Origin of the sequence: Gemmobacter sp. (genome assembly GCF_016792925.1) — a bacterium.
Lineage (GTDB): Bacteria > Pseudomonadota > Alphaproteobacteria > Rhodobacterales > Rhodobacteraceae > Gemmobacter.
Genome location: NZ_JAEULU010000227.1, coordinates 1 through 10,688, shown reverse-complemented (window position 1 = coordinate 10,688; position 10,688 = coordinate 1). Strand labels below are relative to the sequence as shown.

Here is a 10,688-nt window from a genome sequence, read left to right as displayed (position 1 = left end):
GCGTGGCCTGGACATGGAGCTGGGCGGCACCCTGCGCGTCACTGGCACCACCGCCAATATCGTGCCCTCCGGCGCGTTCGAGCTGGTGCGGGGGCGGCTGGACATTCTGGGCAAGCGCCTGACCATCGCGCAGGCGCAATTGCAGATGCAGGGCGATTTTGACCCCTGGCTGTCGGTGCTGGCCTCCAACGAAAGCGATGGCATCACCAGTTCGGTGAAGATCGAAGGCAATGCCTCGGCGCCCAAGGTCAGCTTTGTCTCGGCGCCCGAACTGCCCGAGGAGGAGGTGCTGGCGCGGCTGCTGTTCAACCGCGATCTCAGCGCGCTTTCAGCCTTTCAGGCGGCACAACTGGCCTCGGCCGTGGCCACGCTGGCAGGCAAGGGCGGCGACGGCATCCTGTCGAAGCTGCGCAAGGGCTTTGGCCTCGATGACCTTGACATCAGCACCAATGCTGAGGGCCAGACCGAGGTGAAGGCGGGCAAATACATCTCGAAAAACGCCTATACCGAGGTGGAGGTGGATGGCGAGGGCAAGGCCAAGATCAACCTGAACCTGGATGTCACCCCCACCGTCACCCTGCGCGGCAGCGTGGGCGCCGAGGGGGAAACCAGCATCGGCATCTTCAAGGAAAAAGACTACTGACCGCGTTCAGGCGACCGGAGGAAGCCCTTCCTCCGGCACCGCCGCGCGCTCGGCATCCACCGCCGCGCCAAACAGGATGGCATAGGCGCTGAGATAGAGCCACATCATCAGGATCACCACCGCCCCGATGGAGCCATAGACTTTGTTGTAGGTGTTGAAATGCGCCAGATAAACGACAAAGCCGCGTGACACCGCAAACCACAGGATCACCGCCACCAGCAGGCCGGGCGTCAGCAGGCGCGCCCGCTGGCTTTCATGGCGGTTGGGGCCAAAGCGGTAGGTCAGGGCCAGCCCCAGCACGACGAGGCTCGCAGAGAGCAACGTATTGGCCAGTTCCAGCGCGATTGAGGCGGCAGGGCCAAGAGGCAGCAGGGCGATCACCAAAGGCACGCCCACGGCCGCCACAAGCGCCGCCAGCGCGATCGCCACCAGCACCAGCGTCATCAGCAGCGCAAGGCCCGTGCCGCGCAGGCTGCTATGGTCAGGCCGGTGCCAGACCGCGTTCAGGCCGGAATTCATGCCCTGCACCCCGGCCCGGGCCGACCACAGCGCTAGCATCAGCGAAACCAGCGTGGCCCAGCCCAGATCGACCCCCGTGGCTGACAGCAGCGCTTCGACCTGAACATTGATGAGCGAAAAGGCATCGGCGGGCAGAAACTCGGCCAGAAGCGCCATCTCCTGCCGAATCGCATCAGGATTGGCCACAAAGCCCCAGATCGCGATGACAAAGGCAATGCCGGGAAAAATGGACAGAAAGCCGAAAAAGGCCACCGCCGCCGCCGCCATGCTGATATTCGCATTCCCCGCCCGCACAAACACACGGGCAACCCGCGATTTCCAGCGCAGAAGAAAACGGTATCGCATCAGGCTCATGGCGCGCTCCTGTAAAGGGGTGGCCGAAAAAGCAAAGGGCTCGCCGAAGCGAGCCCTGCCATTCAGGCGTCCGAAGACGGTCTGAATTATTCCGAGTCGTCGTCCGACACCAGAGCGGCGACCAGAGCCAGACCGGCCAGACCGGCGACAACGGCGCCAGCGCCCATCGAGCCCGACGAAGCCGGAGCAACGGCGACCGGCTCAACCGGGTCAACGACCACAACCGGGCCACCGGCCAGAGCGGCCGAAGCCATCATCGACGACAGAGCGACGAGAGCAGCGATTTTTTTCATTTTCAATCTCCATGGATTCTGAACTGGATTGTCACGGGATTAGCATATCGGGACGGGGAAAGTAAGGAGTATCTTCTAGGGCTTGTCAACCACACGAGACACCTCTGCATACCCCCATTCCGGCATGATTAACTCCTTGGATTTCCTAACATATCCACCGCCTTCAAACCAATACTCATTGGTCATTTCACCCCCCTCTCCGGTGCAGGTCTCCACCACATGACGTGTCGTGTGTTGCATCCCTACCACAGCGATTGTCTCCACCCCCCGATCAGACAGGGTGCAAGACCAGGATTGGCGACGGATTTTGTCATTGCCATCAAGGTAATAATAGGCGCGGCCATGGCTGCCACGGCCTGCGGCCAGCTGCGCACGGCTGGGCACTTCGGCCTGCATGATGTCCGGGCCAAGGCCGCGGGTCGCCACCAGAACCCCATCGCGGAAGGACAGCGTGCGGTCATCCGAGGTGGCCCAGGTCTCCACCCCGCCATTCTGGCCGAAGGGCACCAGATAGAGCAGCACATTGGCGGTCTTGACCTCGGCCATCAGCATCGGGGTGTTGAAACCGGCCAATTGCGCGCGGGTCAGAACGGCGGGCGGCGCATCGCTTTTGCCCCGCTTGAACAGATCCGCCGCCACGCCCTTCACGGCGCGCAGACCGGGGGCGGCGCTTTTGTCATTGCCGCAGGCTGCAAGGGTCAGACCGGCGACAGCCAATAGGGCCGCAGCCCGCAGGGCAAGGCGGCTCATTTCCAGAACCTCCCCCACTGGCCATCAAGGCCGGAGGTATCGTAGTCGCGATAGGTCTCATACAGGCGCCCCTCGACCTCCAGCCGCGCGCCACCATCCCGCGACAGCGAGCGCAACGTGGTCGAGGCGACATCGCGCGACGGCGTGCCCAGCGACCAGGTGAAGGGGATCGACAGCGTGATGCCCTTGTCATAGCTGCCCTCGCCGAAATCCTCGGCCGACATATCGGTCTTGGTGGCAAAGACGCCAACCTTCCAGCCATTGTCGAACTCGCGGTTCAAGGACAGCGTGGCGCCAATATCACCGGCCAGATAGCGGCCCACATCGACCTGCGCGTGATAGCCATGCGCGAATTCCAGATAACCCGAGACATGGCCGGTAACCGTGTCATAGTCCTGGAAGCCGAAGAGCTGGTCGAAATCGCGCTGTTTCACATAGTTGATCTCGGCGCCAAGACCAAAGGGGCTGTCAGAGCGTTTCCACAGCACCTCTGCCGACACGCCGCCGAACATCCGCTCCAGATAGCCCGCCGTGATGCGGGTGTGGATCGTGGCGGTCGGATGCGCATACCAGGCCCAGGTCAGATGCTCGATGGCGGGCGCGCCTTCCTGATCATAGAGCGAGACATTGGAGCGCACGCGCGGCGGCGGGTTGGGCGAATCCGAGGGCGAGGGCGGATCGCCCTTGTCGAGGTTGCCGGCCAGCGGCTGCGCAATCGAGGTCGACAGCAGCTGACCGGGCGCCAGCTCGAAGCTCGCGGTCAGCCGGGCACCGACCTCGGCCCGCACCGGGGCCTCCGGGTCGAACAGCGAGGCGCGCAGATAGGGGCCAAGGTTCCAGCGGAAGCGCGGATAAAGATCGGGGTTCATCACCATGCCAGTGCCGCGCAGCGGGTCGGCCTCGCCAATCTCCACGCGCTGCCGCAATTGCGCCGCCGCATCGGGGGCAAACTCCAGCTGCTCCACATCCGAGCGGCGCACCGCCACTTGCGAGGCCGGAATGCCGTTCACCACCGGGACAATCTCGAACCGCTCGACCGAGGCCGGCATCACATTGGTCATGGCGCGCGCCACGCGGCCAATCACCTGCGCCTCGGCATCATAGCGGTCATTGCGCACCGTGACGCGGACGGTATCACCCTGATAGCGGATGCCCTCCACCAGCAGCCCATCGGCTTTCAGGCGCTTGTTCAGGTTCTCGATCAGCACCGGGCCGACATCGGGCTGGGTCACCCATTCCGGCGACCAGGCCTCGGGATCGGCGGCGCGCGCCGGGCGCGCCTTCACCGGATCGGGCGCGGTGTCGTTCACATTGCCCTGCGGGCGCGCGCCGGGGTTCATGGTGAACTGCGCCGAGAAGCCAACCTCGGAGCCATACATGTAATAACCGCCCAGACGCAGGTTCTCGTTCACCTGATATTCGGCGCCAAAGCTGAAGGGGTTCTTCAACTCCATCGTCTGACGCTTTTCATCCTCCAGCTCATAGGCATCCGAGGAATATTCGGCCTTCAGCGACAGCTTGTCGGTGGCCTGCCATTCCACCCCGGCAAAGGGCGCCACCGGGCCGCGGAACCATTGGCCAAAGTTCACCTTGCCGCCCTCGCCCACATCCACCGGGTCACGATCCCCCAGCGGCGAGCCGATGTCGCCATGCGAACCCAGCCGCCCCCAGCCCAGACCGCCGGTCAGCTTCAGGCGCGGAGAGATGTGCTTGGTGGCGGCGATATATTCCGCCGACAACAGGCCGGTGCCGAGGAAATCCTGCAAGCCCACCGTCACCGCCGGGCGATACTGCCCCTCGGTCAGAATCTGATACCGCACGTCAAAGCTGCGGTCGTAATAGGTGTTGAACTGGTTATCCAGACCCGTGGTTCGGTTCCAGTGCTGGACCCCGGTATAGCGAAAGCTGGCCGAAAGGCGCGGGCTGATCTGAAAGCTCAGCGTGGTGCGCAAGGTAGAGCCGAACCCCGCCATCGAGGTGGTCAGATAGCCATCCGGCAGCGCCTCGCCCGAGGGCATATCCAGCAGGCCGGGCACCCCGTAGGTGTTCAGACCGGGAGCCGGAGCCATCTCGGCAAAAGCCGCATGATGGGCGCCAAGGGCGATCAACGAAGTCGCGACAAGAAGCCGGGCTTTCCGGGCGGCCAGAATGGTCATGCGTAAAGAGCCTTGCAAACGTAGGGGATCCTGCCGTCACTCTATGTGAAAGCGGCAGGATCAACAATCGTGCATAAGGGGTTTCAGCAGATCATTGCGCAGCCGGGGCCCGCGCGGGCAGCAGATCATTGCGCAGCCGGGGCCCGCGCGGGCAGCAGATCATTGCGCAGCGGTGGCATGGGCCGGGGCCTGATAGCCCCGCACCCAGGCGATGATGACCTGCCGCGCGGCATCCTCGTCGCCCGTGGCAATGGCCGAGCGCAGCGCGCGCAGAGCCGAGGCCAGCTCCAGCTCCGACAGGCTCTCCTCATGCGCGCGCAGGATCTTGCTGTGCTGGGTGGTCAATTGCCCCTCGCCGATCAGCAGCTCTTCATGCAGCTTTTCGCCGGGGCGCAGGCCGGTCACCACGATCTCGATATCACCATCCGGGTGCGCCTCGTCGCGCACCGAATACCCTGCCGTCTGGATCATCTGCACCGCCACATCGCGGATGCGCACCGGCTTGCCCATATCCAGCACAAACACATCCCCGCCGCGCGAGGTTTCCCGATCGGCAAAAGACCCCGCCAGCAGAACCAGTTGCGCCGCCTCGGAAATGGTCATGAAATAGCGGGTCACGTCTTCATGGGTCAGGGTGACAGGGCCCCCCTTGGCGATCTGCTCCTTGAACAACGGAATGACCGAGCCGGAAGACCCCAGCACATTGCCAAAACGCACCATGGAAAACAGCGTCTTGCCCGAGCGTTTGGCCATATCCTGAATGACCAGTTCGGCCAGCCGCTTGGAGGCGCCCATCACATTGGTCGGCCGCACCGCCTTGTCGGAGGAGACCAGAATGAACCGCCCCACCCCGGCCTCATGCGCCGCATCGGCCATGGTGCGGGTGCCCAGCACATTGTTCGCCAGCCCGGCCAGCGGATTCATCTCTACCAGCGGCACATGTTTGTAGGCCGCCGCGTGGAACACCACGTTCACGGAATATTTCTGCAAGACAATCCGCGTGAGCCTTGAATCGGTCACCGAGCCCAGAACCGGGATGATTTCCACCCCCGCACGCTCGGCTTCCTCTTTCAGGTCGCGGTCCACATTATACAGCGCAACCTCGCTGACCTCATACAGGACCAGACGCTCCGGCCCATAGCGCAGGATTTGCCGGCACAGTTCGGACCCGATCGAGCCGCCCGCCCCCGACACCAGCACCGATTGGCCGCGATAAACCTCTTCGGCGCGGGCCAGGCTTTGATCCACCGGATCGCGGCCCAGAAAATGCCCCGGCGCCACCGGCGACAGATTGTCGATCAGCTCTTCCTCGCCCACCAGCTGCGAGAAGGAGGGCAGCGATTGCACCTTCAATCCCATATCGCGCAGCTTGCGGGTCAATTGCGCGATCTTGGGGCGCGATACCGAGGGCATCGCCAGAATGATGCGGTCAATGTCGAATTGCGCGACCAGCATTTCCAGATCGGCGGGCGGCAGCACCCGCAGCCCTGCCACCATGGTCGATTGCAGCGCCGCATTGTCATCGACAAAGGCCACCGGCACGATCCGCTCATGCGAACGCAGCGCGGCGGCCAGCTGCACGCCCGTGGTGCTGGCGCCATAGATCACCACGCGATGCTTGGGCTGGCCCTGCCGCAGCACCCAAAGAAGCATGTTCAACATCGCGATCCGCACCGAGGCGGAGGCAAGGAACAGCATCAAGCCATAAATGACGATCCCCGCCACCGGAAAGCCGGTGGTGGTCAGCTCCAGCGCCAGCGCGGTGAACAGCGTCATGATGGCGGCATAGATGCCGGTGCGCATCATCGCCGAGGTTTCATAGGATTTCAGCTGGATGCGCGGCAGGCCCAGACGCACCGCCACAACCCCGCCGACAATGCCGATCACCGGCAGGATATAGGAAAGCTGCGGCATCTGGCGCAGCATCGCACCACCATTGCGCATCAGCAGCACCGACAAGACCAACGCCACCGGCGGCAGCAGGATGTCCAAAGCCAAAAGGATCAGCTGCTTGTTGCGGCGTGTCAGATTTGATTGCAGCGCAAAAAGTGCAGAACGGATATGCTTCATTGCTTTCCTGGGTGGCCGAGGCGAAAACTGCCCTGATCTGATATTGTCTCTTGGGGCCTGAAACGTGCAGGCTCCGAAATTCACTCGACCTTTGGCGGAAAGGTTTACATCCGGAAGAGTCTTTTGAAAAGCACCCGCCCCGCCGTATCGGCGATAAGCCGCAGATCGAAGCAAATATTCTGGTGCTTGTTGTAAATCAGATCCATTTTCGCCTTCCGCGGCACGCAGCGGCGGCTGTAAACCGCATCGGTTTCGGCAGCATCGCGGCAGCGCGCCAGCATCCGTTCCTCATGGGCGTGGAAATGCAGCGAGGCGAGGCCCGTGATGCCGGGGCGGCTTTTCAACACCTCGGCGTATAATGCCGGAAACCGCTCGACATACAGCCGCAGGGGCGGGCGCGGGCCGACAAAGCTCATGTCGCCCTTCAGCACATTCCACAATTGCGGAATCTCATCCAGCCGGGCGCGGCGCAGGATGCGGCCGATCCGGGTCACGCGGTCGCTCTTGTCACCGCCCGAAACCCCGGAATCCGCCGCCACCACCCGCATCGTCCGCAGCTTCCACAGCCGGAACGGCTGGCCCGGCGCGCGCATCCGCTCGGCCACATAGAACAGCGGCCGCCCCTCCACCACCAGCAACACCAGCAGCAACACCGCAAAGGGCAGCGCCAGCACCGCCACCAGCAGCAACGCCAAAGCCAGATCAAACAGCCGTTTCGACAGCGTCATCCCGCAAAACCCTTTCCGACAAAGCCTTGCCGATCCCTACATTTGGACGTTGAACCCATATCGCTGCCCAAGTATCTTGCACAGGCTGTATTCGTCCACCCTGCCAGGCGGACACCCGACCCGGAGTAGAGAATGATCCAGACAACCGGCAAGCTTCTGCTGCTGACGGTGGGCATGACGGTTCTGTCTGCCTGTGCGGATGCGCCCGGCGGCGCGCCGCGTGCGGATCAGATCCTCAAGGGCGCCGAGGCCGAAGACGCCACTTTCGCGGTCTATCCGGTCACCCGGGCCACCCTGCCCGCCCTGCAAGGCTGGCCGCGCAAGGCCGGGCCCGGCGTCTCGGGCTGGCTGGAGCGGGTGCGCGGCCCGGCCTCGCAAAGCATCGAGGCGGGCGACATGCTGGACCTGTCGATCTGGGACAACGGCGAAAGCTCGCTGCTCACCCAGAACGGGCAGAAGGTGGTGGAGCTGAAAGGCATCCGCGTCTCTGCCGAGGGCGAGGTGTTCCTGCCCTATGTGGATCGGGTCTATGTCGCCAACATGACGCCCGACCGCGCCCGCGCCACGGTGCAGGAAAAATTCGCCAGCATCATCCCCTCGGCCCAGGTGCAGATCCGGCACGAGCCGGGGCGGCAAAGCTCGGTCGATCTGGTCAGCGGCGTGGCCAATCCCGGCAATATCGTCATGCCGGACCGCGATTTCACCGTGCTGAGCCTGATTGCCCATGGCGGTGGCATCTCGAAAGACCTGAAAAACCCACAGGTGCGCCTGATGCGCGGCGGCAAGCTTTACGGCATCTCGGCCGAGCGCCTGCTGAAAAACCCCAAGCTCGACACCACTTTGCGCGGGGGCGACAAGGTGTATCTCGAGGATGACGAGCGCTATTTCCTGACGCTGGGCGCCACCAAGACCGAAGCGCAAATCCCCTTCCCCCAGGAAAAGGTGACGGCGCTGGATGCCGCCTCGCTGGCGGGCGGGTTGAACGATGCGCGCGCCAACCCCAAGGGCGTGCTGGTGCTGCGCGATTACGAGGCAAAGCATGTGCGCAGCGATGGCAGCGGCCCGTCGAAAGACCGCATGATCTTTGCCATCGACCTGACGACCGCCGATGGCTTGTTCAGCGCAGGCGAGTTTCTGATCGAGGACCGTGATCTGGTCATGGTCACCGAAAGCTCGGTCATGAACACCAATGCGACCATCAAGCTGGTCTATGATCTGATGGGTGTCGGCACCCGGCTGGATAATCTGAACAACTGATGCGGCGGGGGCCGGCGGCCCCCTCTCCACCGACTTTACCGCTCAGTCATCGCCCTCCAGCTTGCTGCGCATCTCGCGCAGCACCGGCAGCACGGCGCGCACGCGATCAGCGCCCAGCGCCTGCACTACCTCGGCAATCAGCGGCGCCACCGCCTGCACCGCAGCATCGCGGGCCGACCGCCCCGCCGGGCTGATCGCCACGCATTTGCGCCGCGCATCATCCCAATCGGGCCGGATATGCACATGGCCCGCCCATTCCAGCTTGGCCAGCGTATTGGTCATCGCCCCGCGCGTGACGTGAAAACTGCGCGCCAACTGAGCGGGCGTGCGTTCCTCATTGATGCGCGCCAGATGGTTCAGCACACCGAAATGCGACAGCTCCATCCCCTTGGGCAGCACCTTGGAGATGCGGTTGCGGGCCAGCTGATCGGTGGCGAACAATTCTCCGAACAGGGCAATCGCCAGATCATCGGTCTTTTCCACCATCACGGCCCCTCGAAATCGCGGTCATGGGCCAGCGAGGGCACCCGGGCCCGCGCGCGCGCCACCTCGGCCAGATCGAGGTCAACGAAGGACACGCCCGGATCGCCGCCCGCATCCACCAGCACCTCGCCCCAAGGGGCTACGGCAAGGCTGTGGCCATGGGTCATGCGGCCTTTGCCATGCGCCTCGGCATGAAAACCGGTCTGGGCCGGAGCCAGCACGAAACAGCCGGTCTCGATGGCGCGGGCGCGCAGCAGCGTTTCCCAATGCGCTGCGCCGGTCAGATGGTTGAAGGCGGCAGGCACCGTCAGCACCTGCGCCCCGGCCTGCGCCAAGCGGCGGAACAGATGCGGAAAGCGCAGATCATAGCACACGGCCATCCCGATCTTCGCCCAAGGCGTTTCGGCCAGCACGGCCCGGTTGCCGGGCCGATAGGCCGCGCTTTCGCGGTAGACCTCGGTTTCCGACACGTTCACATCGAACATATGGATCTTGTCATAGCGCGCAGCAATCGCACCGTCCGGCGCGATCAGGAACGAGCGGTTGGCAAAGCGCCCGTCGGCATCGCCGGTCAGCACCCCCAGCGAGCCGATCAGCAGCCAGATGCCCAAACCCGCCGCCTCGGCCCGCAGCGCCGCCAGCGTCGGGTCTTCGTTTTCCGGGCGCAAGGTGGCGCGCTGATGCTCGCGGCTGGAGGAGAGCAGGCTGGTGCATTCCGGTGTCAGCACGAACTGCGCGCCGCCCTGTGCGGCGGCCCGGATATAGGTCAGCGTTTCCGGCAGGTTCGCCGCCGGATCATCCGTCACATTCAGCTGGATCAGCGCGCAGCGCATGGCTCAGGCCAGCATCGGATCAAGCGCGCCCCTGGCCTCCAGCGCATGCAGATCGTCACAGCCGCCCACATGCGTGCCCCCGATGAAAATCTGCGGCACCGAGCGCTTGCCGCCCGCGCGATCGGTCATGAAATCCCGCAACGCGGGGTCGCGGCTCACGTCGATCTCGGTGAAGGCGGCGCCCTTTTCGGTCAGCAGGCGCTTGGCACGCAGGCAATAGGGGCAGGTCGGGGTGGTATAGATTTCAACGGTTTTCATCGCGCTCTCACTTGGGCCAACGGGCTTGGGCCAACGGGTTTGGCCGCGACTATAAGGATTTACCCCTCTTTCGCAACGCGGCACATGACGATCACGTCAACCCGCGCCGCGCCCGCCGCCAGCAAGGCATCGGCGCAGGCACCAAGCGTGGCGCCCGAGGTCATCACATCATCCACCAGCAGCACGGGGCGGCCATGCACCATCCAGTCGCGCTTGGGGTTGATGCGAAAGGCCTCCTCGACATTCAGAAACCGCCCCTCGCGGTCCCGCCCTTCCTGACTGCGGGTGTTGCGGCGGCGGATCAGGCGCTGGATCTGCAAGGGGGGTTCGGGGGCTACAAGATG

The 10,688-nt window shown here is 64.0% G+C and carries 12 protein-coding genes; 2 read left to right on the top strand and 10 right to left on the bottom strand.

What is annotated here, in order from left to right; genetic code table 11:
- On the top strand, positions 1 to 643 hold a 643-nt coding region (locus JNN06_RS10835; protein ID WP_291239606.1), incomplete at its 5' end, for a translocation/assembly module TamB domain-containing protein.
- Between the two features lie 6 nt (positions 644 to 649).
- On the opposite strand, the gene JNN06_RS10830 is transcribed toward JNN06_RS10835, so the two are convergent.
- From JNN06_RS10830 to JNN06_RS10805, 6 genes are all read right to left on the bottom strand, one after another.
- Positions 650 to 1,516: a YihY/virulence factor BrkB family protein gene (locus tag JNN06_RS10830; protein WP_291239605.1), complete on the bottom strand. Its 867-nt coding sequence runs from the start codon at positions 1,514 to 1,516 to the stop codon at positions 650 to 652.
- An 86-nt stretch (positions 1,517 to 1,602) separates the two neighbouring features.
- A complete protein-coding gene (locus JNN06_RS10825) occupies positions 1,603 to 1,809 on the bottom strand; it encodes a hypothetical protein (RefSeq protein ID WP_291239604.1) in 207 nt (68 codons plus the stop codon).
- Positions 1,810 to 1,884: 75 nt separating this feature from the next.
- Complete coding sequence (locus JNN06_RS10820) at positions 1,885 to 2,559, bottom strand: YjbF family lipoprotein (RefSeq protein ID WP_291239603.1); 675 nt, start codon at positions 2,557 to 2,559, stop codon at positions 1,885 to 1,887.
- Entirely contained in the window at positions 2,556 to 4,715 is a 2,160-nt protein-coding gene (locus tag JNN06_RS10815) for a YjbH domain-containing protein (RefSeq protein ID WP_291239602.1), read from the bottom strand. Before JNN06_RS10815 ends, JNN06_RS10820 begins: the two co-directional genes overlap by 4 nt.
- Positions 4,716 to 4,874: 159 nt before the next feature.
- Complete coding sequence (locus JNN06_RS10810; protein ID WP_291239601.1) at positions 4,875 to 6,785, bottom strand: nucleoside-diphosphate sugar epimerase/dehydratase; 1,911 nt, start codon at positions 6,783 to 6,785, stop codon at positions 4,875 to 4,877.
- 104 nt (positions 6,786 to 6,889) lie between these two features.
- Entirely contained in the window at positions 6,890 to 7,513 is a 624-nt protein-coding gene (locus JNN06_RS10805) for a sugar transferase (protein WP_291239600.1), read from the bottom strand.
- 132 nt (positions 7,514 to 7,645) lie between these two features.
- Between JNN06_RS10805 and JNN06_RS10800 the strand changes: the two genes are divergently transcribed.
- Positions 7,646 to 8,770, top strand: a complete 1,125-nt coding sequence (locus JNN06_RS10800) for a polysaccharide biosynthesis/export family protein (protein ID WP_291239599.1) — start codon at positions 7,646 to 7,648, stop codon at positions 8,768 to 8,770.
- Between the two features lie 42 nt (positions 8,771 to 8,812).
- Here the strand turns inward: JNN06_RS10800 and JNN06_RS10795 are convergent, their stop codons facing one another.
- From JNN06_RS10795 to JNN06_RS10780, 4 genes are all read right to left on the bottom strand, one after another.
- The gene (locus tag JNN06_RS10795) at positions 8,813 to 9,256 is read right to left on the bottom strand and encodes a MarR family transcriptional regulator (protein ID WP_291239598.1); all 444 of its coding nucleotides are present in this window, start codon (positions 9,254 to 9,256) and stop codon (positions 8,813 to 8,815) included.
- Positions 9,256 to 10,086, bottom strand: coding sequence for a carbon-nitrogen hydrolase family protein (locus tag JNN06_RS10790; protein ID WP_291239597.1), 831 nt, complete (start codon positions 10,084 to 10,086; stop codon positions 9,256 to 9,258). Before JNN06_RS10790 ends, JNN06_RS10795 begins: the two co-directional genes overlap by 1 nt.
- 3 nt (positions 10,087 to 10,089) lie before the next feature.
- Positions 10,090 to 10,344 carry a glutaredoxin 3 gene (gene grxC, locus JNN06_RS10785; protein ID WP_291239596.1) on the bottom strand — a complete coding sequence of 85 codons (255 nt, stop codon included), beginning with the start codon at positions 10,342 to 10,344 and terminating at the stop codon, positions 10,090 to 10,092.
- A gap of 59 nt (positions 10,345 to 10,403) precedes the next feature.
- The coding region (locus JNN06_RS10780; protein WP_291239595.1) for a phosphoribosyltransferase family protein at positions 10,404 to 10,688 on the bottom strand (285 nt) is incomplete at its 5' end.